General features: G+C 73.4%; 25 protein-coding genes and 1 tRNA gene. 7 read left to right on the top strand and 19 right to left on the bottom strand.

Translation table 11 applies throughout. The features are described from left to right. Positions 1-46: 46 nt before the first annotated feature. Entirely contained in the window at positions 47-1,051 is a 1,005-nt protein-coding gene (selD, locus tag NUM_RS15600) for a selenide, water dikinase SelD (protein WP_207125565.1), read from the bottom strand. Between the two features lie 104 nt (positions 1,052-1,155). On the opposite strand from selD, the gene NUM_RS15595 reads away from it, so the two are divergent. Then, positions 1,156-1,249 (top strand) — tRNA-Sec (locus tag NUM_RS15595). A gap of 64 nt (positions 1,250-1,313) precedes the next feature. On the opposite strand, the gene NUM_RS15590 is transcribed toward NUM_RS15595, so the two are convergent. The 14 genes from NUM_RS15590 to NUM_RS15525 all read right to left on the bottom strand — a co-directional run bounded on the left by NUM_RS15590 (position 1,314) and on the right by NUM_RS15525 (position 12,135). Further along, positions 1,314-2,372: an SRPBCC family protein gene (locus NUM_RS15590; protein ID WP_207125564.1), complete on the bottom strand. Its 1,059-nt coding sequence runs from the start codon at positions 2,370-2,372 to the stop codon at positions 1,314-1,316. A 42-nt stretch (positions 2,373-2,414) separates the two neighbouring features. Beyond that, entirely contained in the window at positions 2,415-3,359 is a 945-nt protein-coding gene (locus tag NUM_RS15585) for a hypothetical protein (RefSeq protein WP_207125563.1), read from the bottom strand. Then, complete coding sequence (locus NUM_RS15580) at positions 3,356-3,610, bottom strand: gas vesicle protein GvpG (RefSeq protein WP_207125562.1); 255 nt, start codon at positions 3,608-3,610, stop codon at positions 3,356-3,358. Before NUM_RS15580 ends, NUM_RS15585 begins: the two co-directional genes overlap by 4 nt. Further along, complete coding sequence (locus tag NUM_RS15575; RefSeq protein ID WP_207125561.1) at positions 3,610-4,431, bottom strand: GvpL/GvpF family gas vesicle protein; 822 nt, start codon at positions 4,429-4,431, stop codon at positions 3,610-3,612. The genes NUM_RS15580 and NUM_RS15575 overlap by 1 nt, the downstream gene beginning before the upstream one ends. A gap of 61 nt (positions 4,432-4,492) precedes the next feature. Continuing rightward, positions 4,493-4,933: a gas vesicle structural protein GvpA gene (locus tag NUM_RS15570; RefSeq protein ID WP_207125560.1), complete on the bottom strand. Its 441-nt coding sequence runs from the start codon at positions 4,931-4,933 to the stop codon at positions 4,493-4,495. A 49-nt stretch (positions 4,934-4,982) separates the two neighbouring features. After that, positions 4,983-5,642: a gas vesicle protein GvpJ gene (gene gvpJ / locus NUM_RS15565; protein WP_207125559.1), complete on the bottom strand. Its 660-nt coding sequence runs from the start codon at positions 5,640-5,642 to the stop codon at positions 4,983-4,985. After that, a complete protein-coding gene (locus NUM_RS15560) occupies positions 5,635-6,642 on the bottom strand; it encodes a GvpL/GvpF family gas vesicle protein (RefSeq protein ID WP_207125558.1) in 1,008 nt (335 codons plus the stop codon). Before NUM_RS15560 ends, gvpJ begins: the two co-directional genes overlap by 8 nt. After that, the gene (locus NUM_RS15555) at positions 6,639-6,986 is read right to left on the bottom strand and encodes a gas vesicle protein (protein ID WP_225918601.1); all 348 of its coding nucleotides are present in this window, start codon (positions 6,984-6,986) and stop codon (positions 6,639-6,641) included. Before NUM_RS15555 ends, NUM_RS15560 begins: the two co-directional genes overlap by 4 nt. Further along, complete coding sequence (locus tag NUM_RS15550; RefSeq protein WP_207125557.1) at positions 6,983-7,294, bottom strand: gas vesicle protein GvpO; 312 nt, start codon at positions 7,292-7,294, stop codon at positions 6,983-6,985. The genes NUM_RS15555 and NUM_RS15550 overlap by 4 nt, the downstream gene beginning before the upstream one ends. 130 nt (positions 7,295-7,424) lie before the next feature. Then, the gene (locus NUM_RS15545; protein WP_207125556.1) at positions 7,425-8,897 is read right to left on the bottom strand and encodes an aminotransferase class I/II-fold pyridoxal phosphate-dependent enzyme; all 1,473 of its coding nucleotides are present in this window, start codon (positions 8,895-8,897) and stop codon (positions 7,425-7,427) included. 43 nt (positions 8,898-8,940) lie between these two features. Further along, complete coding sequence (locus NUM_RS15540) at positions 8,941-9,162, bottom strand: hypothetical protein (RefSeq protein WP_207125555.1); 222 nt, start codon at positions 9,160-9,162, stop codon at positions 8,941-8,943. A 439-nt stretch (positions 9,163-9,601) separates the two neighbouring features. Further along, entirely contained in the window at positions 9,602-10,021 is a 420-nt protein-coding gene (locus NUM_RS15535) for a DUF6098 family protein (protein WP_207125554.1), read from the bottom strand. A gap of 328 nt (positions 10,022-10,349) precedes the next feature. Continuing rightward, complete coding sequence (locus tag NUM_RS15530) at positions 10,350-11,183, bottom strand: SigB/SigF/SigG family RNA polymerase sigma factor (RefSeq protein ID WP_207125553.1); 834 nt, start codon at positions 11,181-11,183, stop codon at positions 10,350-10,352. Between the two features lie 226 nt (positions 11,184-11,409). Next, on the bottom strand, positions 11,410-12,135 hold the full coding sequence (locus tag NUM_RS15525; protein WP_207125552.1) for a GPR1/FUN34/YaaH family transporter: 726 nt from the start codon (positions 12,133-12,135) through the stop codon (positions 11,410-11,412). 421 nt (positions 12,136-12,556) lie between these two features. On the opposite strand from NUM_RS15525, the gene NUM_RS15520 reads away from it, so the two are divergent. Further along, complete coding sequence (locus tag NUM_RS15520) at positions 12,557-12,793, top strand: hypothetical protein (protein ID WP_207125551.1); 237 nt, start codon at positions 12,557-12,559, stop codon at positions 12,791-12,793. Positions 12,794-13,321: 528 nt separating this feature from the next. Here NUM_RS15520 and NUM_RS15515 read toward each other — a convergent pair. After that, on the bottom strand, positions 13,322-14,164 hold the full coding sequence (locus tag NUM_RS15515) for a Rieske (2Fe-2S) protein (RefSeq protein WP_207125550.1): 843 nt from the start codon (positions 14,162-14,164) through the stop codon (positions 13,322-13,324). Positions 14,165-14,557: 393 nt separating this feature from the next. Here NUM_RS15515 and NUM_RS15510 point away from each other — a divergent pair, with 393 nt between their 5' ends. From NUM_RS15510 to NUM_RS15500, 3 genes are read left to right on the top strand one after another with little or no spacing between them, the layout of a single operon-like run. Next, positions 14,558-15,625, top strand: a complete 1,068-nt coding sequence (locus tag NUM_RS15510; protein ID WP_207125549.1) for a carboxylate-amine ligase — start codon at positions 14,558-14,560, stop codon at positions 15,623-15,625. A 41-nt stretch (positions 15,626-15,666) separates the two neighbouring features. Then, positions 15,667-16,305: a HemK2/MTQ2 family protein methyltransferase gene (locus NUM_RS15505; RefSeq protein ID WP_207125548.1), complete on the top strand. Its 639-nt coding sequence runs from the start codon at positions 15,667-15,669 to the stop codon at positions 16,303-16,305. Next, positions 16,292-16,552 (top strand): CDGSH iron-sulfur domain-containing protein, encoded by a 261-nt coding sequence (locus tag NUM_RS15500; RefSeq protein WP_207125547.1) that lies wholly within the window; start codon positions 16,292-16,294, stop codon positions 16,550-16,552. Before NUM_RS15505 ends, NUM_RS15500 begins: the two co-directional genes overlap by 14 nt. Here the strand turns inward: NUM_RS15500 and NUM_RS15495 are convergent. Further along, positions 16,492-17,535, bottom strand: a complete 1,044-nt coding sequence (locus tag NUM_RS15495; protein ID WP_225918600.1) for an iron-containing redox enzyme family protein — start codon at positions 17,533-17,535, stop codon at positions 16,492-16,494. The two genes, NUM_RS15500 and NUM_RS15495, sit on opposite strands and share 61 nt — an antisense overlap. 162 nt (positions 17,536-17,697) lie before the next feature. Between NUM_RS15495 and NUM_RS15490 the strand changes: the two genes are divergently transcribed. Then, the gene (locus NUM_RS15490; protein WP_207125546.1) at positions 17,698-18,687 is read left to right on the top strand and encodes a TIGR03557 family F420-dependent LLM class oxidoreductase; all 990 of its coding nucleotides are present in this window, start codon (positions 17,698-17,700) and stop codon (positions 18,685-18,687) included. 189 nt (positions 18,688-18,876) lie between these two features. Here NUM_RS15490 and NUM_RS15485 read toward each other — a convergent pair whose 3' ends face one another. Then, positions 18,877-19,359: a hypothetical protein gene (locus NUM_RS15485; protein ID WP_207125545.1), complete on the bottom strand. Its 483-nt coding sequence runs from the start codon at positions 19,357-19,359 to the stop codon at positions 18,877-18,879. 212 nt (positions 19,360-19,571) lie between these two features. Here NUM_RS15485 and NUM_RS15480 point away from each other — a divergent pair, with 212 nt between their 5' ends. Continuing rightward, entirely contained in the window at positions 19,572-20,057 is a 486-nt protein-coding gene (locus tag NUM_RS15480; protein WP_207125544.1) for a hypothetical protein, read from the top strand. A 4-nt stretch (positions 20,058-20,061) separates the two neighbouring features. Here NUM_RS15480 and NUM_RS15475 read toward each other — a convergent pair whose 3' ends face one another. Continuing rightward, positions 20,062-21,837 (bottom strand): glycoside hydrolase family 15 protein, encoded by a 1,776-nt coding sequence (locus NUM_RS15475; RefSeq protein ID WP_207125543.1) that lies wholly within the window; start codon positions 21,835-21,837, stop codon positions 20,062-20,064. Positions 21,838-21,892 lie beyond the last annotated feature (55 nt).

The following is a 21,892-nucleotide window of genomic DNA, read 5'->3' as shown; positions in this document are numbered from 1 at the left end:
CGTCGTCGGCCGGGTGACCGTCTCGTCGTGGTGGGGCGTCATCGGTTCAGCGCACCCGGATCACGGCGCCGGCGGGCGGGACGAGTTCGCCGATCACCGGCAGGCCGGGAAGCTCGCCGGCCAGCAGCAGTCCGCCGGAGGTCTGCGCGTCGGCGAGTAGCAGCGCCTCGTCGGCGGTCACCGCGGACAGGTCGCAGTGCGGTGTCACCCAGTCGAGATTGCGTCGGGTACCGCCCGGCACGTACCCGGCCGCGACCGCCTCCCGCGCGCCCGCGAGGTACGGCACCGCACGGTGATCGAGCACCGCGGACACCCCGGCCGCGCGGCACAGCTTGTACAGGTGGCCGAGCAGGCCGAAGCCGGTCACGTCGGTACCGCAGTCGATCCCGGCGTCGACCGCCCGCTGCGCCACGTCCCGGTTGAGTGCGGTCATGGTGGCCACCGCGTCCGGGAACACCTCGCCGGTCGCCTTGTGCCGGTTGTTGAGCACGCCGAGCCCGAGCGGTTTGCTCAGCACCAGCGGCAGGCCCGGCCGGCCGGCGTCATTGCGGATCATCCGGGCCGGGTCGACCAGCCCGGTCACGGCCATCCCGTACTTGGGCTCCGGATCGTCGATGCTGTGCCCGCCGGCGAGGTGGCAGCCCGCCTCGGCGGCCACGTCCGCGCCGCCACGCAGCACGTCGGCGGCGAGGTCCCAGCTCAGCACGTCGCGGGGCCAGCACAGCAGGTTGAGCGCCACCAGCGGCCGGCCACCCATCGCGTACACGTCGGACAGCGCGTTGGCCGCCGCGATCCGGCCCCAGTCGTACGCGTCGTCGACGACCGGGCCGAAGAAGTCGGTGGTGGCGACCAGCCCGGTCGAGGCGTCGAGCCGTACCACCGCGGCGTCGTCGCCGTTGTCCAACCCGACCAGCAGTTCACCGACCGTCGGCGCCACCGGTGCAGCGAGGGGCAACCCGGCCACGAGTCGTTCCAGCTCACCGGGCGACACCTTGCAGGCGCAGCCGCCGCCCCGCGCGTACTGCGTCATCCGCGTACCGGTCACGGTCATGCCATCGACCCTGTCACGTCCCGCACCGGCGTGTCCGCTTTTCGGGCCGAATCGTCCGGGTGCACGATGGGTGTGGCGGCCCGGCGTACCGGCGGCGGGGCCGTGGAGGCGTATCCGGCCTGGTGACCGGCGCGGTCCTCAACACCGTCGAGGCCGAGCAACTCGACCTGGCGGGTTCGATTCCCGTCCGCCTCCGCACCGCGCCCGCCCGGTCGCCCTCTCGGCGGCCGGGCGGGCGCCCGCGACTCCCCCGACTCGCCGATCACCTGTCCTCGTCCTCGTCCTCGTCCTCGTCGTACTCGTCCTCTTCCTCGTCGTCCTCGTCCTCCTCGTCGCGAGGGTGGCGGCGCCGCGGCCGCTCCTCTTCCTCCTCGTCCTCGTCCCGCTCGTCGTCGGCCTCGTCCTCGTCCTCGTTCTCAAGGTCCTCGTCGTCGCGGTCCTCGTCGTCGCGGCCCTCGTCGTCGCGGTCCTCGTCGTCGCGTTCGTCGCCCTCGCCGTCGTCGACGACCTCGCCGTCCCGGATCTCGCCCCGCCAGCCCTCCTGGCCGGCGTCCGGGTCGGTCATCAGGAAGTGCCGGAACAGCTTGAGGTCGAGCCGGGCCCGGCGCCCCTGCGAGCGCCACAGGTTCCCGGTCTTCTCGAAGAACCCGCCCGGGATGTACTCCAGTACGACCAGGATCCGGGTCAGCCGCTCGTCCAGCTCGTGGAACGTGACGACGCCGTTGACCACGCCCTTCGGGCCTTCCGAGGTCCACGCGATGCGTTCGTCCGGGATCTGCTCGCTGATCTTCGCGGTCCAGTTGCGGGTCGACCAGAACACCTTCGCCTTCCAGGTACTGGTGACCTCGTCTTCCTGGTTGACCGCCTGCGCGCCCTTGGACCACTTCGGCACGTCCTGCAGCTGGGTCCACTGGTTGTACGCGGTCTCCAGCGGGACGCCGACGTCGAGGTCCTCGATGATCTTCATCGACTTCTTCCCGCCGCCACCGCCCTTGCCGCCGCCCCCGCCGAGGGCGTCCTTGACCTTGCTGCCGACGCCCTTGACGCCGGCCTTCAGTGCACCGGTGACCGGGTTCGAGCCGCCGGCGATCTCCTTGATCGTGCCGCCGAGCAGCCCGCCCGGCGCACCCTTGCCGTCGGCCACGTCGGTCAGCTTGCGGGTCGACTCACCGACCTTCTCCGCCACCTTGCCCAGCGCGTGTTTTCCTTGCGCGGAAAGGTAGTCCTCCAACTCGCCGAGCAGTCGTTCGGCGGCCGGGTTGCGCGCCGCGACGTCCCGGACCCGCTCGATCATGTCCTGCAGACCGGTCGATTCGCTCACGATGCTCTCTCCTCCTCGATGCCGACACCTGGAGCCGCGGCGTCAGTCGTCCGCGGATCCACGGCCGGACCGCGACCGCCCGGTACGGGTCGAGCTGCGGCTGCTGCTCGATCGGGTGCCACCGGACGAGCGCTTGGCCTTGGTACCGGATGTCGACGAACCACCCGACTTGGTGCGCGACGACGTGGCGCCCGACTTGGTGCGCGACGACGTGGCGCCCGACTTGGTGCCGCGGGACGACGAGCTGCGCGACGACGTGCCGCGCGTCGATGTGCTGCGCGACGATGTGCTGCTCCGACGCCGTGCCCGCTGCGGCTTCTCCTCCTCGTCGGCGCCGTCCCGATCGTCCGGGCCCGGCTCCTCGTTCGGCTCGGTGTCCTCGTCGACGGGCTCGTCCTTCCTGCTCGCGCGGCGGCGGGTCCCGCCCGACGAGCCGGCTCGCTTGCTGCCGGCGCGGGTGCCCCGACGGCCCCGGTCCTCGTCGCCCTCGTCGGCCTCGTCGCTCTCGTCGGCCTCGTCGCTCTCGTCGGCCTCGTCTGCGCCCTCGTCGGCCTCGTCGGCCTCGTCGGCGCGGGAACGGCCGCGGCGGCCCCGAGGCTCGTCGTCCGGCTCGTCCTGCTCGGCGGCACCGGACGGCTCGCCTTCCTCGTCCTCCGGTTCCGGTTCCTCCTCCTCGTCGCCGCCGGACAGGATCTGGGTACGGTCGTGCAGCCGGTCGGCGAGCTGGTTCATCCGGTTCTCCGCCATCGACAGCGCGGCGCCCTTGCCGGCGCTGACCAGCTTCTCCCGGACGTCGCCGGTCAACTGCTCCACACCGGGGCTCGCCGAGAGCATCGACAGCGCCTCGCGGGCGAGCCGCTTCGGGTCGAAGTCGAACTTGCGACCCAGCAGCCACGCACCGAGCATGATGGCGAGCTTCGTCTTCTTCCGTCGCCCCAACAGGTATCCGCCAGCGACCGCGACGGCCACCTTGGTCGAGTTGTTCATCGGCTCCTCCTTACGGAGTCATCTGTGCCGCCGGCCTCCAGCCGGTCGAGAAGCTCGTCCTCGGCGGCGTCGAACTCGGCCTCGCTGATCTCACCGCGATCCACCGCGTCGGCCAGCCGCGCCAGCTCGGCGCGGATCGCGGCCGGGTCGTAGTACTCGCGCCGGGCCGCCTGGTCGATCTGGTCGGCGACCCACGCGACACCGCGTACCGGCGCCAGCGGCAGCGTGAGCAGCCCGGTCAGCAGACCCATCACCGGTCACCGCCGTCGTCGCCGGGCACGAAGCTGTACGGCGGCAGCGGCCCGGTGCAGCGCACCTCGCCGTCGCCGCGCAGGGCACGGGCGAGTTCGTCGACCGCGCCGCGGAACCGTTCGGACTGCTCGTCCGCCACCAGGAAGCTCGTGTTGATCGCGGTGTCGGCGGTCGCCGGGGCCGGCGCGGTCCGCCGGGCGAGCGGCGCCAGGGTCGCCACGATGCGTTCCGCGTCGGCGCTCAACGCCTCCTCGACCGCGGACGCGACCGCCTGGCCGAGCCGGATCCGTCCCTCGTACCCGGCGTCGGCCGCCTCGCGTTCGCGCAGCACGGCCGGGTCCGTCTCGGCCGCCCGCCGCACCACCGCGTCCTCGTCGGCCAGCAGCTTCACGTTGTACTCCGCGGTACCCGCCACCTCGTGCAGCGCGGCCAGGTAGCGGTCCGCGTCCCGGCGCAGCTGGCGGCGGAGCGCCTCGTCGTCGGGCGCCACCACGCCGAAGCGCATCGGCAGTACGGTGCCCTGTTCGGCCAGCGCGGTCAGCAGTCGGTGGTGCGCCGCCAGGTCACGGCGCTTGGCGCGCAGCTTCGCCGGCGCCACACCGACCACGGCGGCGATCTGCTCGACCGCCACCCGGCGTACCGGCCCCGGTTCCGCCCCGACCCCGACCATCTCGTCCAGTCGGCACGGGTGGTCGGCGGCGACGATGCCGTACACGTACGTTCCGTCGGGCTCGTCCGCCTCCGGCTGCGCCCCGTTCGGCGGTGCCGCCGGCTCGCCGGTCGGCGGCACGTCGCCCACCGCCTCCCCCGGCTCCCTCATGAGCGTTCCTCCTCCGTGGTCGGCACGGCGCGACACCGCTGAAGCACCGGTTCACGCGGGCTCATGACTCGTCCTCGTCCTTGCTGCGGCTGCGGCTGCGGCTGCGGGTGGTGCGGGACCGGCGGGACGACGAGTCGTCGTCGTCCTCACCCCGACCGCGCTTGAACGCATCCGACACGGTCTCCGCCGCGCCGCTCAACGCGCCCTTGGTCTTGCCGTGCGCGCCGCTCTCGGTCATGTCGTCGACCAGCTCGGGCAGGGTCGAGCTGTCCTTGTTCTGGGTCAGATCCAGCCGGTTGACCCGCTCGGCGAACCGCAGGTACGTGTCGACGCTGGCGATCACGATGCGGGCGTCGATGGTCAGCAGTTCGATCCCGACCAGCGACACGCGCACGTACACGTCGATCACCAGTCCCTTGTCGAGGATCAGTTCGAGCACGTCGTACAGCCCGGACGGATGCGGTGCCCGATCGATGCTCTGGGTCTGCGAACTGACGGTCATCTGGTGCTCCTCTCCTTGCGCTGGTACGGCGATCCGTGCGGCGGATGCCTCAGCGACGGTCGTCACCGGCATGCGGGTGCAGGTCCAGCGCCTCGACCAGATCGGCGACCTGCTGCTGCAGTGACATCAGGGCGCGGCCCAACCGTTCGACCTCGTCGTCGGTGAGGCTGCCCGCGTCCATTCGGCGCAACGCCTGGCGTTGCAACAGTTGGCGGACGAGGTCGACGACCACGACCACCAGTCCGGCCAGGCCGCTCTGGTTCTGTGCCTGCCCGAGTTGGCGGCCGAGCCGACCGACGACGTCGGCGGGGTCGCTGCCGGCCCGGCCGCCGGCGGTACGCGCGCCCAACGCCGGTGTGGCCGGCCGTGTCGCGACGCCGTCCGGCCGGTGGTTCGGCACGTCGGGTTCCCGGTGACTTCGGTCCCGGAAACGGTGGGTGGCCGCGGATTCCGCCCCGTCGTGCGACGTGGCGTCGCGCTGCGCCTGGCGCCCCGGGGTGGCGGTACGGGGGGCGCCGGCCGCAGTCGGCACCGGTTCGTCGGTGAGGGTGGCGAGCGCGGCGACCAGCGCGCGCAGATCGAGCCGGATCAGGTCGACGCCGGACAGCGAGATGATCACGTTGCCGTCGACCACCACGCCGGTGTCGACCAGCCGGTCGAGCAGATCGACCAGCGAGCCGTCGTCGAGCATCAGCCGCTGTTCAGCCATCGTCGACACCCAGCCGGACGAAGTGGTACGCGGGGTTCGGGCCGCTGACGGTCAGCCGCAGCTCCCGCCGCCGCAGTTGTTCCAGTTCGCCCAGGAAGTCCACCCGGGCGTCGTCGTCGACCAGGTACACGGTGTCGAGCACCGGCCGGGTCGGATCGTTGTCCGCGGCCCGCCGCTGCCAGGTCTCGCGGGCGTACCCGGCGAGCCGGTCGCCGATCGCCGCGGCGGCCGCGGTCCGCTGGCGCTGCCGGTGTTCCCGGGCGGTCGCGGTGCGCAGCTGGTGCGTCATCCAGCCGGTGCCGTCGGACGGCCCGGGGTCGGGCGGCAGCTGGTCGGCCGGCTCGGCCGGCGTCTCGCTGAACGCCTTGACCGACCATTCGGCGCTGCCGGCCAGCCGGTCCAGTTCCGCGCGCAGCTCGTCGGCACCGGTCCGCAGCATCGACACGACCGCGTCCCGGTCCGGATAGAGCGTGCCGAACCGCAGCGGCAGCAGCGGTACCGCCGCGAACGCCTCGGCCACGACGCGGTCGTGGGCCCGCAGCGCGTGCGCGAGCCAGCCGTCCTCGGCCAGGTCCGGTTCCCGTTCCGCGGCCCGAAACGGCGCGATCGGCAGTACCGCGGACATCGCGGCGACGCCGGGGCCCTCGACCACCGTCGTGTCGACACCGTCGATACCGCGTCGGCCGGTCAACCCGTCGATCGCGTCCGCGCGGGCCAGCGCGTAGACGTACCACCCGTCGCCGGCCTCCGGCGGTTCGCTCGGCCGTACGGCCTTCGACTCGTCCCCGGTCGTGCCGGCCGACGCGGTCGACCGCGGCGGAGCCGGGCGCGCCGGGTCCGCCTCCGCCGGCGGGGCGCCGTGCGGCTCGGCCGCGTCGCGCAGCGCCGCGCGGTAGCTCGACGCGAACTGCTCGACGAGTTCGGCGTGCACGAGCGCGCGGGCCTCGGCGCGGGCGGACCGCACCAGTTCCGCGACGTCGTCGCTGTCGACCTGTCTCATCGGTCCCCGTCCGGGTCCTGCACCGAGTCGGCCGTGCGGCCGGTGGCGCGTTCCAGCCGCTCCAGCCGGTCGGCGAGTTCCTGGTTCTCGCGCTGCAGCGCGGTTTCCCCGGTCAGGAACGGGTCCCGGCTCCACCAGTCGATGCCCATGTCGCGGGCGGTGTCGACGGAGGCGACGAGCAGCCGCAGCTTCAACGTCAACAGCTCGATGTCCAGAACGTTCACCTGGATGTCGCCGGCGATCACGATGCCCTTGTCCAGCACCCGTTCCAGGATGTCGGCGAGGGTGTCTCCGCTGCGGGACGACGGGGACAGCGTGGTCCCGCGCGGTTGCTGCACGGTCACTGGCGCGATCCTTCCGTTCCGTTGCGGGTGTAGCGGTGCAGGCGGCGGTACGACAGGACGTTGCCGTCGGGATCGGCGTCGACCTGGTAGCTGGCGAGCACGCTCGTGGTCTGCGGGATGCGTTCCAGCTCGACGATCTCCACCTGGAAGCTCCAGCCGTCGTCGGTCGGTTCCAGTGCGGACACCGAGTCCGGCGTGCGGCCGGTCAACTCGGCCAGTTGCGCCATGGCCTCGCGTGACGCGGCCAGCGCCGGACCACGCCTCTCGGACGATCGCGTCGTCTCGCGCTTCGCCGTTTTCTCGGTCATGCCAGACCACCCCCGGGCGGCGGATCGATCGAGTGCCGTCGATGTGCAGAAGTTGGCCGGATACCCGGCAGGGCAGGTCTCAAACCAGCAGCCGCGGCCAGATCCGCTCGCGATCGGGGAAACGACGCGGTCAGGCCTCCTCGTCGGTGGCGACGACGCGGACGCTCTCGACCGTCGAGTCGACCGCGTCCGGGCACACCATGCCGGCGTCGACTCCGGTACGCAGATAGCGCACGACCGGCTCGGTGATGCGTTCCCCGGGCAGGATCGCCGGAATGCCGGGTGGGTAGGGCGTGATCATTTCTGCCGACACCCGCCCGACCGCCTGCTTCGCCGAGATCTGCTCGGTACGGGCGAAGAACGCATCGCGCGGCAGCATCGCCTGGGCCAACCGCAGCCCGCCCGGATCCGGTACCTCGACCCGTTGCCCGCCGCGCAGCTGGTCGGCGTGCTCGACGACGTCGCGTACCGCGGTCAGCAGCCGCTCGGCGGTCGACTCGTCGTCGGCGAACGTCAGCTGTGCACTGATCCGCCGGTGATCGGCGAGATGCATGGAGACGCGGTGGTTGGCGTAGATCCAGTCGGCCGCGCGGTAGCCGAGCACGCCCAGCGTGCTGATGTCCAGCACGATCTGCAGCGGGTCGAGATCGGCGGCTCGGCCCGGCCCGACGAACTCCGCACCGGCAAGGTGCACACCGTCCAGGTCGGACAGCCGGGCCCGCACGTCGCGGGCAAGATCGAGCGCGTCGCCCAGCAGGCGGGTACCGTCCTGCACCATCTGGCGGCGCCACCCGTCCAGGCCGGCGTAGATCAGCACCGACGGGCTGGTCGTACCGAGCAGGTCGGCCCGGCTGGACAGCACCGCCGGATCGATCAGGTCGCCGCGCAGATGAAACACCGAACCCTGTTCGAGCCCGGCACCCATCTTGTGCACGCTGGTGACGCAGACGTCGGCGCCGGCATCCATCGCCCAGGTCGGCAGCCGATCGTGGAACGGCAGGTGCGCGCCCCACGCCTCGTCGACGATCAGCGGACGTCCGTACCGGTGGCAGGCGTCGGCGTGCGCGGCGAGATCGGCGCAGGTCCCGTACGGCGTGGGTGAGGTGATCAGCGCGCCACGGACGTCGGGATGCTCCGCGAAGGCGGCCGCAACGGACTCGGGCGCGGGCGGGTGCGCAAGGTGGCGCTGCGCGTCCCACTGCGGTTCCACCCAGATCGGCCGGATGCCGGACAGGATGAGCCCGGAAACCACCGACTTGTGCGCGTCGCGCCCGACGATGAGCTCCTCGTGCGGTCCGGCCACCGACAACATCGCGCTCTTGACCGACAGCGAACTCCCGCAGGTGCTGAAGAACGCGTGCTCGGCATCGACCGCCTCGGCCATCAGCTGCTGCGCCCGGGCCAGTACCTCGTGCGAGGAGGTGCGGTCGTCCAGCCCGGAGATCGCGAGGATGTCGGAGCCGAACACGTCGGCCCCCAACGCGTCCACGGTGCTCCGGGCGGCGCCGCGGCCCTGCTTGTGGCCGGGCGGGGTGAACGGGGTGAACCGCTGCCGCCGGAAGTCGCGCAGCGCCTCCAGCACCGGCGCCTCGGACTGGTCCATGTCGCCGCCCTTCCCCTCGCCCCGCCACCCAAACCTTCGCCGGTCAGTACTGCTCGGTCGTCTCGGCATGCTCCTCGGCACCGGGCAGCTGGTACTCCACGTCCTCGACCGGCATCGGGAGCGGCTGGTCGCCGAACGGTGACGACGGTCCCGCGCGGTTGGACAGCACCTCCCGGGACAGCCGCTCGACCTCCTCGTCGGAGCGGTCCAGCAGGGTGTCGGTGCCCTTCTGGTACCTGGACTTGTGGCGGGACACGATGATCACTTCCGATCTCGTCCGAGGGCTCGGTGTACGAGCGTGTTCCCGGGCGCTACCCAGCCCGCGGCCGGGCAACCACGGCCGGCGCGGATTCGCTTCGATCGGGCTACACCTGCTGGTTGGCCCGGTCCGGATCGTCGGGGGCCGAGACAGCGCCACCCCCGCGAGCACGATGAACCGGGCGCCCCCCAGTGCCAGGACCAGCCAGGCGTGCCGCCGGCCGCCCGGCGGCGCTGGACGCGATGGTCGCCTCACGGCGCCAGACCGACCGGGCCCGGTCGTTCTCTCGGGCCGGCTGCGTCGACCGGATCCTGGTGCACGCCAGGGGATCCGTGGCCGCCGACGCCGGCCCCGCATCCGGCTCCCGCTGTGCCGGCCCCGCGTCTCCCGACGCCGATCAGGCCGCGTCCGTGCACTTCGATGCGCGGTCCTGACCCGGCCGAGCTCACCGTCGTCGCAGCGGGCCCCAGCGACCCTGTTGCCGGTCGATCTCGGCGCCGGCCTGCCGGACCACGGCACGATCCACCCAGGCAAGGGCTTCGCGGCAGCGCACCAGCGGCTCGTTGTCCGGGCCGCGGCCGAGCAGCTCGCCCACCAGCAGCCAAGGCCGGCTGCCCTTCTCGTGCGCCAGGTGGCTGTAGTCGTGCAGCCGGCGGGCCGCCCACAGCCGGACCGTGCCGTCCCACCACGAGGGGACATCGAGCGAGTTCGCCGACAGGCCAGGCAGATCGGCGCCGGTCAGGTCGTCGGTACTGCGGCCGTCGAACCGGTCCCGGTCGGGCCCACCGGACCAACGCACGTACACGTCGCGGCGGCCACGCAGTACCCCGACGACGTCGTCCAGGCTGGTGAGAGTCGGCACCATGAGCGATCGGTTCCCTGCCCGAGGGGCCGCAAACGCTCAGCCGACCCGCGCCGGCGCGGGCACCGCCACGTCCGCCTCGGCGGCGGTTCACGCACGAGGCCTCGAGCAGTCGGGCGGACCTCGAACGGAGGCTGCCGGCGGTGAGCATGCACCGCCGGCAGCCTCCGTTCGTGCGCGCCCGCCGGCCGGCCAGCGGCGCGCCGTGCCGGCCATCGCAACGGTGCCGTTCCCGCCGCAACCCCCCGGCCGACAGTGAACCGCTTTCCCCGGCACAGGCACCGCAAACATCGCGGCCCGAGATATTTTCCCGCGAGGTCGCGTGGCCCGGTCAGGCGGCAGATCGCAGCGCCACGGCGCCGGTGCGCCGACGCGGGTGGCTGACCACGATCTGGTCGGTGTCGCCCTCCAACCAGGCGCGGATCGCGGCGAGCGTGGACGACAGGAGCCGGGAGACGTGCATCTGCGAGACGCCGAGCCGGTCGGCGATCTGCTGCTGGGTCAGTTCGTCGAAGAACCGCCAGCGGATCAGCTGCCGTTCCCGCACCGGCAGGCGCTCCAGCGCCGGGCGCAAGGAGACCCGTTCCGGTACCTGCTCGACCTTCCCGTCCGGAGCGCCCACCAGGTCGCCGACCTCGCAACCGTCGTGATCCCAGCCGGCCGGTGCGTTCAGCGACGCGACGCTGTACGCCACGTCCGCCTTCAACCCGTCGTTGACCTCGTCGGCGCCGATCTGGAGCTCGTCGGCGATCTCGGCCACCTGCGGGGTGTGTCCCAGCCGCTGCTCGGCCCGCTCGGTACCGGCGCGTACCTCGCTGCGCAGTTCCTGCAGCCGGCGCGGCACCCGTACCTCCCAGCACTGATCGCGGAAGTAGCGCTTCAGCTCGCCCCGGATCGTCGGTACCGCGTAGCCGGCCAGGCCGCCGAGCTTCGGGTCGAAACCGGCCACCGCCTTGACCAAGCCGAGCCTGGCCACCTGGACGAGATCGTCCACGCTCTGCCGGCCGTGCGGGAAGGCGCGCGCGATGGCGTCCGCCATCGGAAGGAGGGTCTCGACCACCGCGTCACGCAGCTGGTTCCGGTCCGGATCGCCGTCCGGCAGGTTTCCCACCCGCAGCAGCAGTTCCTCGCAGTGGTCCAGTTGTTCGTCGCTGACACGTCCCACGATGCTTGGCACCCCCCGGCGCTGTGACACCGGTCGAAACTCGGTGTCGTCCTGGTTCCATGCCCGTGGTTGGACAATCTCAGCTGTACCCCCGAGCGACCGCCGCTGAAACCAGTCCGGCGAAAGAGCCATCCATCGGGCTCCGCTGGGCTAGGGTCGCCGCGGGCAGCGTTCCGGGCGGTTTCCACGGCCAGACCGGGCGTCGAGTGCCGTCCGTCGGCATCGCTCAGAGCTGGCGGCGCACGCCTGCCTCCTGGGTGATCTGGTCGACCTGCTCGGACAGATCGCCCTCCAGGGCGGTACGGGCGTCCCGGCGCCGGGCCAACGGCAGCACGCTGCGCCGCCGGGTGTCCTCGAGCAGGAAGGCGATCGCGCCGTAGAGCGCGACCAGCACCAGCGGGACGCCGATCCAGCCGGAGGCGTACTGCACGGCGGTGGCCCCGGTGAGCTCGTAGCAGCCCGTCAGTGCGTACCGGGTCGACGCCAACAGGGCGAGTCCGCTCAGCAGCGGCCTGACCGGCACCGACACGAGACCCATCCCCAGCAGCATCGTCGCCGCGGTCAGCAGGAAGACGCCGAGCAACGGGGACCGGCTGCCCGGTGGCGCGGAGCGCATCGCGAGCGCCATGGAGATCCACACCGCGCCGAGGGTGAGCATCATCGTGGCCAGGCCGCCGTCCCTGGCGGCGTAGGCGAACAGGCCGGCGACCGCCTGCAACGGCCCGACGAACGCGAGCAGCAGCACCGACAGCACGGTGGTCTGATCCGACGGCACCCACTGCAGTTGCAGTGCTGTCAACAGAACGGTGCCGACACCGAACGCCACGAAGCCCAGCGGCGCCGAACTCGCCATTGGGCGCAACACGATGCGGACCCGGTCCAGCTGCCCGTTCGGGCCCGAGGCGTCGCGGTGGCCAGCGGCACCACGGCGTTGCGAGGTCACGGCGTTCATCGGCGATCACCCCGATCGATGCTCGGTGTCGGTACGCGCCCGGTGTCATCGGCCGCGACCACGGTCGGCTACCCGCCGGCTGCCGGCCCACACCCGACCCGCGGCAACCGGTCGTCCCGGCGTGTCGGGTTGCGCACGCTCGAACGATCGGCTATCAACGCACTACCCGTGCAACCAGTCGCGGCCGCTCATCGCGGACACCTGACCACCACAGCCCCCGCGCCCAGGCAGCGGCACGCACGGTGTCGAGCGTTCTGCTCGTCCCGACGCGTCGCGGGGCGCTGGCGGTTCCCGCAGCCGGTTTCGACGACCGGCTGGCGCTGCGGTGCCCGCGGACGGCGACGAGAACCCCGTGCAGGAGCGAGTCATGGGTCCTCCCCGGCTTCGTGCCGCACGAGCGTCCCGACGAGGAGGGACGCGGATGAGCGAGGAAGCCACCCGGGTGTGCGGGCGCTGCAACCGGCCGCTGGTGGCCAGGGACCGGAGCGAGTACACCGATCGACGCGCCGTACTGGTCGGCGAACGCGGGCTGTGCACCTGCCCCCGCGCCGGTACGGCATCGGCCACGACCGGACGTCCGCCGGTGCAGGCGGTCATCGGTCCCGCCGCGGCCCGGCCGCCCGGCGGGTCCACTGCCGGTACATCCCGCACCGACTAACGGATCCCGACCGATCGAGCGGTCGATCCCGCCAGCAGTCGAGGGTGGGTGTGCACGACCCCGGCGGCCGTGACCGGGCCAGACGGCGTCGCCCGGAACGGTCCACGGGGCACGTACGACCGAAACCTGGCCGGTCGTACGCCACGGGGTTGCCGGCGGCCGGCCGCCGGCAACCCCGTGGGCGGCAGCGCACCGTCACGGACGCCGGGACATTACGCCCTCGGCCTGCGAACGGCCCCCGAACGGTGCACCATGGGCCTGTGCGGGCGTCGCGTACGCGTCCCCCCACGCCGCGCGGCGTCCGCCTCGACGGACCACGCATCGCCGCGGGCCGCGCGCGTCGGGACCGCGCATCGTTGGAGCCGCGCGTCGTTGGAGCCGCGCGCTTTGGAGCCGCGCGTCGTTCGAGCCGCGCGTCGTTCGAGTCGCGCACCGTTGGAGCCGCGCATCGTTGGAGCCACGTTGCGAGACCATCGGACCGGATCCGTAGCAGGCGAATCCCGGTGCAGATCGGCGCCGCGGACCCGCTCAGCCCAGCCGGACCTCGACCCGGCCGTCGCGTACCCGGGTGTCCAGTGCCGGCTGCGCCGTGGTCGCCGGGCCGCTCTCCAGTGCCCCGGTGGCGAGGTCGAACCGGCTGCCGTGCCAGGGGCAGGTGACCGCGCCGTCGGACACCGTGCCCTCGTGCAGCGGACCGGCGAGATGCGCGCACCGGTCGGCGAGCGCGTGCACCTGCGCACCGTCGCGGTAGAGCACGACGGCGAGTTGCCCGGCCTGCGCGGCGACGGGCGTTGCCTCGGGCAGGTCGGCCAGCAGCGCAACCGGGGTCCAGTCGGACGGCGCCAGGTACGGCACCGCGGCGGCATGGTTGACCCCCGCCGCCTGCCGGTACGCCAGGTGGCCGCCGATGAACGCCGCGGTACCGGCCACGCCGTACGCCACGACGCCGAGCAGCCGGCCTCGCCGCCGGTCCCCACGCAGCCGCGCGACCAGCGAGGCGACGTACAGGGCGACGGCGGTGACGTTGCCCGTCGCGTGGATCAGGCCGACGCGCTGCTGTTCGGGGCGCTGGGCGGCCCAGTCGGCCCAGCCGGTCACCGCCGCCGGCAGCGCGCCGGCGCACCCGACCGCGATCAACAGGTCGGCGGCGCGGCGTTGCCCGGGGACGAAGTCGAGCACCGCGGCGCTGGTCCACGCACCCACCGGCAGCTCGATCAGGGCGGGGTGCAGCGCATGGCCCAGCGGGCGCCCGTGCAGCACGTCGGCGAGCCCGGACGGGAGTACGGACTGGATGGCCTTCCGCATCGGCCGGGCGACCGCGTCCAGCGCCGACCAACCGGCGATCCGGTCGAGTGGTGTCGACAGGTTCATCCCGCCCGCGTTTCCCCGTCGCGGCGCCCCAAACGGCCGCGGCGAAGTTCCCGCTGACCGGGTGAACGAACTGCGTATCTTCCGGCGGGAGGGCATCGTGCGGGTATGGACGAGCCGAAGTCGGGCAGGGCCGAGGCGGGCAGAGCCGAGACGCGCGGAACCGAGCCGAGCCGGTCCGAACCGGGCCGCGCCGAACCGGGCCGCGCCGAACCGGGCCGCGCCGAACCGGGCCGCGCCGAACCGGGCCGCGCCGAACCAGGCCGCGCCGAACCAGGCCGCGCCGAACCAGGCCGCGCCGAACCAGGCCGCGCCGAACCAGGCCGCGCCGAACCAGGCCGCGCCGAACCGGGATGGGGGCAATCAGGCCGGGCCGGGCCGGGCGGGGTCGAATCGGTGGGGGTCGAGGAGGAGTTCCTGCTGGTCGACGCGCGGACCCGGCGGACGGTCCCGGACGCCGCGGCCGTCCTGGCCGACTGCCCACCGGTACGGGCCGAGCTCAAACCCGAGCTGCTGACCAGCCAGGTGGAGCTCGCCAGCGGCGTGTGCACCGACCTCGACGAGCTGCGCGACCAGCTGGTCGAGGGGCGGCGGGCGCTGGCGGAGGCGGCGGAACGGCACGGCGACCGGCTCGTCTCGGTGGGGGTGCCGCCGCTCGGCGGCGGGACGGCCGCGGTGACGGGCGGCGACCGGTACGCCCGGATCCGGCGACGCTACGCCGCCGTGGTCACCGACTACCAGGCCTGCGGTTGCCACGTGCATGTCGGGGTCGGCGACGACGAGGCCGTGCCGGTACTCGGCCGGGTACGCGCGGCGTTGCCGACGCTGGTCGCGGCGCTGGTCAACTCGCCCTGCCGGGACGGGGCCGATTCCGGGTACGCGAGCTGGCGGGTGGTGTTGCAGTCCCGCTTCCCCGGCTTCGGCCTGCCACCGGACTGTGCCACCCGGGCCGAGTACGACCGGGCGCTGCAGCGGTTGGTCGACACCGGCGCGGTGGTGGACCGGCACATGTCGTTCTGGCTGGCCCGACGGTCGGAGCACCTGCCGACGGTGGAGTTCCGGGTCGCGGACGCGGCCGGCTCGGTCGACGAGGCGGTGCTGCTGGCCGGCCTGGTCCGGGCCCTGGTGCGTACCGCCCGGCAGGAGGCGCGGGCCGGCCGCCCGGTGCCGGTGGTCGCGCCCGAGGTCGCGGCGGCGGCGGTGTGGTCGGCCGCCCGGTACGGCCTGGACGGCCCCGGTGTCGACCCGGCCAGCGGTCGCCAGATCCCGGCGGCGCGGCAACTGCGGGAGCTGCTTCACCGGGTCCGGCCGGCGCTGGCCGAGCTGGGCGACGAGCGGCGGATCTGCGCCGGTGTCGAGGCGCTGCTGACCGGCGGCACCGGTGCGGCGCGGCAGCGGCGGTTCGGGCTGGCGGATCCGGCCGCGCTGGTGGACTGGCTCGCGGCGCGAACCCGCGACACCTGATCGGGCGGTTTAGCCGCCGGCAATCGCGGTAGCACCAGGCGATGTGGCTGCTGACCCTGCCCGGCGTGTACCGACCGTGGCACGACACCTGGCTGCTCGCGCGGGCGCTGGCCGCCGAGCGGAGCCTGCCGGGCGCGCGGGTGTTGGATCTGTGCACCGGTACCGGAGCGCTCGCCGTGGTGGCGGCCCGGCACGGTGCCGCGGATGTGACCGCGGTGGACATCCGACCCAACGCGGTCTGGAACGTGCGGTTGAACGCGCTGCTGCGCCGGGTCTCGGTGCAGGCCCGGCGCGGGGACGTGGACAGCACCGACGGCAGCCGGTTCGACGTGATCGTGGCCAACCCGCCGTACGTGCCGGCCGAGCTGATCCCGCGCGGCGCGCAGCGACACTGGGCCGGCGGTCCGGACGGTCGCTCGGTGCTGGACCGGCTGTGCGCGAGGACCGGGAGAATGCTCGCCCCGGGCGGCGTGCTGCTGCTCGTCCAGTCGAGCCTGTCGGACGAGGTGCGCACGCTCGATCGGTTGCGCGCCACCGGTCTCACCGCCGAGGTGGTCGACCGGCGTTGGCTGCCGTTCGGTCCGGTCCTGCAGCAGCAGCGCGACTGGCTGCTGGCCGGGCACCGGATCGCGGCGGACCAGTACGAGGAGGAGCTGGTGGTGATCCGTGCCCGCCGTTGAGCCGCAGCACGGCGCCGGGCCGGCGGTACGGGTCCGGGTGACGCCGGACGGTCCGGTGCTCGTCGACGGGCCGGTCGAGGTGACCCTGCCCGACGGCAGCCGGCACCGCAGCGACCGGTTCGTGGTGGCGGTGTGCCTGTGCCGGCGCAGCCGCCGCTACCCGTGGTGCGACACCAGCCACCGGCGTCACTCGCGCGGGCCGTTGGGCGCGTCCGGCAGCGGCAGCAGCAGCGACGACGAGTCGTGATCCCAGGCGTGCAGCAGGTGCGCGGCGAGCCGGTCCTCGACCAGCACGGTGGCCTCGATGCCGAGTACCACGTCGGGTACCAGCTCGGGTTCCGCCCGGCACAGAGCCGCGAGCACGTCGTGCCGCATCACCTGCTCGTGCACCGCGTCCGCCTCGATGTGCTCGGTGTAGTACTCGATGCACTGCGCCGGCGCGTCCATCCGGCGCAGCGCCTCGACCATCCGTTTCGCGCTCGGCGGAGTACTGATCTCCGCGGCGGCGAAGTGGCCGACCAGCCCGCCGCGCAGGGCCCGGTGCAGGCCCAGCAGCGACATCAGGTTGACCACGGCCAGCATCGGGGCGGGTACCGCGTCCAGGTAGTGCAGGTAGCGGGGGTCGAGGTCGAGGCCGGCCATCAGGTCGGCGAACAGCTGCTGGTGCACCCGCTCGCCACGGCCGCCGCCGAACTCGTCGTACTCGACGGCCACCAGCGCCGCCTTGATCGAACCCGTCAGCCGCGGAATGACCCAGGCGTGCGGGTCGGCCTCCTTGAGGTGGTAGAGCGAGCGGTGCACCAGGTACTCGCGCATCTGCCAGCGCAGCCCGGTCTCCTGCAACCGGCCCGCCACGCCGCCGCCGTCGACCGGGTCGACCAGCAGCTGCGCCAGCGCCTCCTGCGGGTCGGCGACACCCGGCACCGCGTCACGCAGCGCGGCCAGGAAGGTGCGCTCCAGCGCCGCCCGGAAGGCCAGCACCCCCAGATCCCACTCCCGCTCGGCCGGCACCCCGGCGAACGACCGGTAGTGCAGCTCGTAGCAGGTGTACAGGGCGAGCTGGAGATCGGCGCCGAACGGTTCCGGGGCGCGCAGCGCCGCGTCCGGCGGCCCGGCGGTGGTCCGCTCGGCGAGCACGTCCACCAGCCAGTCGGACAGCGGGCCGCGCGGCGCGGGGAGCCTCGCCCCGCGTGTCGCCCAGGCACCGCTGCCCTCGCGGGTCCGCATCATCTCGTCGCACTACCCCGGGCACGGCCCCCCAAACCGAACGAACAGCGGCTCACCCGCAACGTCACAGCGCTCCCGCTTCGTTCCCCGGGCACGTTTTCCGGCCGCCGAGGCGGGTAGCCGGTTCACCTGACCGGCGGCCCACCGAGAGCAGCGGAGGAGACCATGGTCGGCATCGGCTACACACTGCTGTGCGAGCAGTCCGGTCCGCGCGAGCTGGTGCGCTACGCCCAGCTCGCCGAGCAGGCCGGTTTCGACTTCGCCGTCATCAGCGACCACAGCTTCCCGTGGCTCGACTCGCAGGGCCACGCGTCGTACGCCTGGTCGGTGCTCGGCGCGGTCGCGCAGGCCACCGAGCGCATCGGGCTGATGACCTACGTGACCTGCCCGACGATGCGCTACCACCCCGCCATCGTGGCGCAGAAGGCGGCGACCGTGCAGCTGCTGTCCGAGGGCCGGTTCACCCTGGGTCTCGGCGCCGGGGAGAACCTCAACGAGCACGTGGTCGGCCGTGCCTGGCCGCCGGTCAACGTCCGGCACGACATGCTGGCGGAGGCCATCGACATCATCGGCGCGCTGTTCGACGGCGGCTACGTGAACCACGTGGGGCGGCACTACCAGATCGACTCGGCCCGGCTGTGGGACCTGCCGGAGACCCGGGTACCGATCGCGACGGCGGTGTCGGGCGCTCGCTCGGTGTCGCGGTTCGCGCCGGTGTCCGACGCGATGATCGCCGTCGAACCCGTCGGCGAGCTGTGCCGGGGCTGGGAGGCGAACGGCGGCGCGGGCGACCGGAAGATCGGCCAGCAGCCGGTGTCCTGGGACACCGACGAGGCTGCGGCCAAGAAGCGGGCGCACGACCAGTTCCGCTGGTTCGCCGGCGGCTGGAAGGTCAACGCGGAACTGCCGGGAACGGCGGCGTTCGCGGCGGCCACGCAGTTCGTGACGCCCGACGACGTGGCCGGCAACATCCCGTGCGGCCCGGACGAACAACGCATCGTCGACGCGGTCACCGGCTATGTCGACGCCGGCTTCACCGACGTGGCGCTGTGCCAGGTCGGTGACGAGAACCAGGAACGGTTCCTGTCCATGGCCGGCGCCACCCTGCTGCCGGCGCTGCGGGCGGCGGTACCCGGCGACGGTCCGTCGACCTGAGTCCCGGTCCGGTCCGAGTTCGGTTCGGCCCGGGTTCCCGGCCGAACCCGGGCCGAACCCGGTTCCTAGCCGAACCCGGTTCCTAGCCGAGCCCGAGTTCCTGGTCGAGCCCGAGTTCCTGGCCGAGCCCGGGTTCCCGGCCGAACCCGAGTTGCCGGCCGAGTTCCCGGCTGAGCCCGGGTTCCCGGTTCAGCCGGAGCGGAACGCGACGAGCACGGCCTCGTCGTCGCTGAGGATCACCTTCATGATGCCCTTCGCGTTGGCACGAAAGGTGATCGAGGCAGGCTTGCCCGGCTGCACCGTCCGCACCTCGCTCGGGTAGTACGTGACGGTGAGCTTCTGCTGCTTGTCCGAGGCCACGACGACCCTGATCCGGGTGCCGAGCGCGACGTCGACCAGCCCCGCGGGCGGAACCACCCGCTCCCGCCGGTAGGCGACCCGGACGAGCACGTCCACGTGCGGGTCCCCGGTGCCAGAACCGGTGTGCAGCCCCAGTCCGGTCGGGCTAGTCGCCCGCGGCTCGGCCGCGGTGGGCGTCGCGGCGGGGGTCGCGCCGGTGAAACCGGGCGTCGGGCTGGTGGTGGCCGGTGCGGTGACCCCGTGCCGGCCACAGGCGACCGCGGTCGCGAGCACGACGACCAGCCCGCTCGACAGCAGCAACCGTCGCAGCATCCGGACCCCTTCCTGGGCACGACGGCCCGGCTCGGGCCCGGCCGCCGCGACCCCGGCCGACGGGTGGGCCGGGCGGAACAGCGGCCGGACGCACCGGCGCTACCCACGTTCGGCCGTTTCATGCACGCGGCGGCAGGCATGGTGCGGTCCCGCCTGGGTAGGCGGTCAGGGTCGGTGCGAGCCAGGGGTCGGTGCGAGTCAGGGGGCCTGCCATGATCGGTGGCTACATCGGTGTCGGGATCCTCGCCGTCCTGGGCGGTGTGCTTCTCCGGTCGCGGCTGCCCCGGGCGACCCCGATGGCGTGCGCGATCACCGCCGTCTGCGGCCTGGTCGGCGGCGAGCTCGGAGCCTGGCTGGGGCCCACCGACGAGTACACGAACTGGCTGTTCGGCCTGATGTTCGCCGGTGCGTTCATCGCCGGTGCCTGCTTCCTGGCCGCCTGGCGGCACGGCGCGCTGCCCCGCCGCCCGCACACCGTGTACCTCGAGCGGCAGTCCCGGCGCACGCTGCTGGACACGAGCACCGCGGCCCAACCGGACGTCCCGGCCCGGATCGGCCGCCCGGGGCCGATCTCGGTCAGCGAGCTGCTGGCCACCGGTGCCGGCGCCGACACGCCGTACGGTGATCTGCCGTTCCCGATCCCGGCCGAGCGGGTCAGGCCGTCGCAGCCGGAGTCGCCGCCCGCCGACGCCGGTTGACCGGTCAGCTGGCGGTAGCGATGCCCACCGGGTCCGGCCGCAGCGGGTCCGCGGCGACGGGTCGGCTCAGTACCGCGGCCGCCTCCATCAGGGCACCGTGCACGAACGCCTGCGGCAGGTTGCCGCGCAGCTGCCGCTGCGTCACGTCGTACTCCTCGCTGAACAGGCCGGCCGGCCCGCACGCCGTACGGTTGCGCTCGAACCAGCGCACCGCCGCCTGCGCGTCGCCGTGCCGGTGCACCGCGATGGCCACCATGAAGCCGCACAACAGGAACGCGCCCTCCGCCTCACCCAGCGCGCGGCCCTCGTGTTCGAACCGGAAGGCGAAACCGTCGGAGGTGAGCCGGTGCACGTACTCCCGCAGCGTGGCCAGGTTGCGCGGGTCGCTGACCGGCGTGGCATCCCGGATGCCGGCGATCACCAACGCCGCATCCAGGGTCGGATCGTCCGCCGCCCGCTGCCACCGGCCGGAGGGGTGGGTGCCCCACCGCCCGGCGTCGGCGACCAGGGCACCGGCGAGTCCCTCCCACCGATCGCCCAGTCCGCGTACCGCGCGCAGTCCGGCGGCGCAGATCAGCCGGCTGTGCGTCCACCGGCGCGGATCCAGCTCCCAGATGCCCGCATCCGGTTGCTGCCAGCGCTTCTCGATCGCGGCGGCGGCGACGTCGATCGCCTGCCGCCCGGCCGCGTCCAGCCGCCCGGCCCGCTCGGCGGCGCCCAGGGCGAGCAGCGCCTCGCCGAAGACGTCCAGCTGGAACTGGTCCCGTACCTGGTTGCCGACCACGTCCGAGCCGCCCGGGTAGCCGGGCAGGCCGAGGTGCCGTTCCTTCGGCACCGGCCCACCGTCCACCGTGTACGCGGGGCTGAGCCGGTCACCGTGCTCCAGCAGCCGCGCGGTCAGGAACCGAACGGAACCGTCCAGCACCGAGTGCGCCCCGGTTGCCGCGGCGGCCTGCGCCGCCATCGACTGGTCCCTGATCCACACGTACCGGTAGTCGTAGTTGCGGCCGGCCTCGGCGCGTTCCGGCAGGCTCGCGGTCGCGGCCGCGACCATCCCGCCGTCGGCCGTGCTCATCCCCCGCAGGACGGCGTGGGCGTGCCGGACGTCGCGCTCGGCGATCGTGTTCGGGGTCAGCCGGTCGGACCGCCACGCCTCCTCGGTCCGGCGCCAGCAGTCCGCCGCCCGCGGTGCGGCGGTCACGTCCGCGCCGACCGCCAGCACCAGGTCGTGCCGCCCGCCGGCGGGTACCGTCAGGTCGGTGACGAGCCGACCGTCGCTGTCCGGCCGGGCGTCCGGCGCACCGGTCCAGTGCCAGCGCAGCGGGCCGGAAGTGCCGCGCCAGCCGTCCGCGGCACGGTGCAGGTCGGTGGACGGGTGCCGGCCGAAGCCGGCACGCAGATCCAGCATCACCCGCACCCGGGCGGGGCCGTCGACGGCGATCAGCTGGCGCAGCAGGACGACCTCGTTCCGGTCGCCCGGGAACGCCAGCACCTCCCGGCACTCCACGATCCCGGTACCGGTGATCCAGCGGCTGCGCCAGATCAGCGTGCCGTCCTCGTAGTACCCGCCCCACACGTACCGGTCGGCCGGGGTGACCAGGTAGCAGCCCTCCCCGCCCAGCAGGGTGCTGAACACGGCCTCGCCGTGCCAGCGCGGCACGCACAGCCAGCTGATGTCGCCCCGCGGCCCCACGACCGCCGCCCGCTCGCCGTCGGCGAGTACCGCGTACTCCCGCAGGACGTGCGGTGCCACCTCCGAGACTTCCCGCTTCCCCGGCATGCCCGGCGGGTACCCACCGGCGGCGCCGGTAACCCTCGGCGCCGGGCCGATCCGG

The sequence above is a fragment of the Actinocatenispora comari genome (assembly GCF_017312725.1).
Lineage (GTDB): Bacteria > Actinomycetota > Actinomycetes > Mycobacteriales > Micromonosporaceae > Actinocatenispora > Actinocatenispora comari.
This window is presented reverse-complemented; position numbering and strand designations above follow the sequence as displayed.

What these genes read in the sequence shown, in the direction of transcription:
- NUM_RS15495 (WP_225918600.1), bottom strand. Translation starts at nt 17,535, where the DNA reads ATGATGCGGACCCGCGAGGGCAGCGGTGCCTGGGCGACACGCGGGGCG.
- NUM_RS15490 (WP_207125546.1), top strand. Translation starts at nt 17,698, where the DNA reads ATGGTCGGCATCGGCTACACACTGCTGTGCGAGCAGTCCGGTCCGCGC.
- NUM_RS15520 (WP_207125551.1), top strand. Translation starts at nt 12,557, where the DNA reads ATGAGCGAGGAAGCCACCCGGGTGTGCGGGCGCTGCAACCGGCCGCTG.
- gvpJ (WP_207125559.1), bottom strand. Translation starts at nt 5,642, where the DNA reads ATGGCTGAACAGCGGCTGATGCTCGACGACGGCTCGCTGGTCGATCTG.
- NUM_RS15570 (WP_207125560.1), bottom strand. Translation starts at nt 4,933, where the DNA reads ATGACCGTCAGTTCGCAGACCCAGAGCATCGATCGGGCACCGCATCCG.
- NUM_RS15485 (WP_207125545.1), bottom strand. Translation starts at nt 19,359, where the DNA reads ATGCTGCGACGGTTGCTGCTGTCGAGCGGGCTGGTCGTCGTGCTCGCG.
- NUM_RS15545 (WP_207125556.1), bottom strand. Translation starts at nt 8,897, where the DNA reads ATGGACCAGTCCGAGGCGCCGGTGCTGGAGGCGCTGCGCGACTTCCGG.
- NUM_RS15505 (WP_207125548.1), top strand. Translation starts at nt 15,667, where the DNA reads ATGTGGCTGCTGACCCTGCCCGGCGTGTACCGACCGTGGCACGACACC.
- NUM_RS15525 (WP_207125552.1), bottom strand. Translation starts at nt 12,135, where the DNA reads ATGAACGCCGTGACCTCGCAACGCCGTGGTGCCGCTGGCCACCGCGAC.
- NUM_RS15550 (WP_207125557.1), bottom strand. Translation starts at nt 7,294, where the DNA reads ATGACCGAGAAAACGGCGAAGCGCGAGACGACGCGATCGTCCGAGAGG.
- NUM_RS15480 (WP_207125544.1), top strand. Translation starts at nt 19,572, where the DNA reads ATGATCGGTGGCTACATCGGTGTCGGGATCCTCGCCGTCCTGGGCGGT.
- NUM_RS15475 (WP_207125543.1), bottom strand. Translation starts at nt 21,837, where the DNA reads ATGCCGGGGAAGCGGGAAGTCTCGGAGGTGGCACCGCACGTCCTGCGG.
- NUM_RS15580 (WP_207125562.1), bottom strand. Translation starts at nt 3,610, where the DNA reads ATGGGTCTGCTGACCGGGCTGCTCACGCTGCCGCTGGCGCCGGTACGC.
- NUM_RS15575 (WP_207125561.1), bottom strand. Translation starts at nt 4,431, where the DNA reads ATGAGGGAGCCGGGGGAGGCGGTGGGCGACGTGCCGCCGACCGGCGAG.
- NUM_RS15535 (WP_207125554.1), bottom strand. Translation starts at nt 10,021, where the DNA reads ATGGTGCCGACTCTCACCAGCCTGGACGACGTCGTCGGGGTACTGCGT.
- selD (WP_207125565.1), bottom strand. Translation starts at nt 1,051, where the DNA reads ATGACCGTGACCGGTACGCGGATGACGCAGTACGCGCGGGGCGGCGGC.
- NUM_RS15515 (WP_207125550.1), bottom strand. Translation starts at nt 14,164, where the DNA reads ATGAACCTGTCGACACCACTCGACCGGATCGCCGGTTGGTCGGCGCTG.
- NUM_RS15585 (WP_207125563.1), bottom strand. Translation starts at nt 3,359, where the DNA reads ATGAACAACTCGACCAAGGTGGCCGTCGCGGTCGCTGGCGGATACCTG.
- NUM_RS15560 (WP_207125558.1), bottom strand. Translation starts at nt 6,642, where the DNA reads ATGAGACAGGTCGACAGCGACGACGTCGCGGAACTGGTGCGGTCCGCC.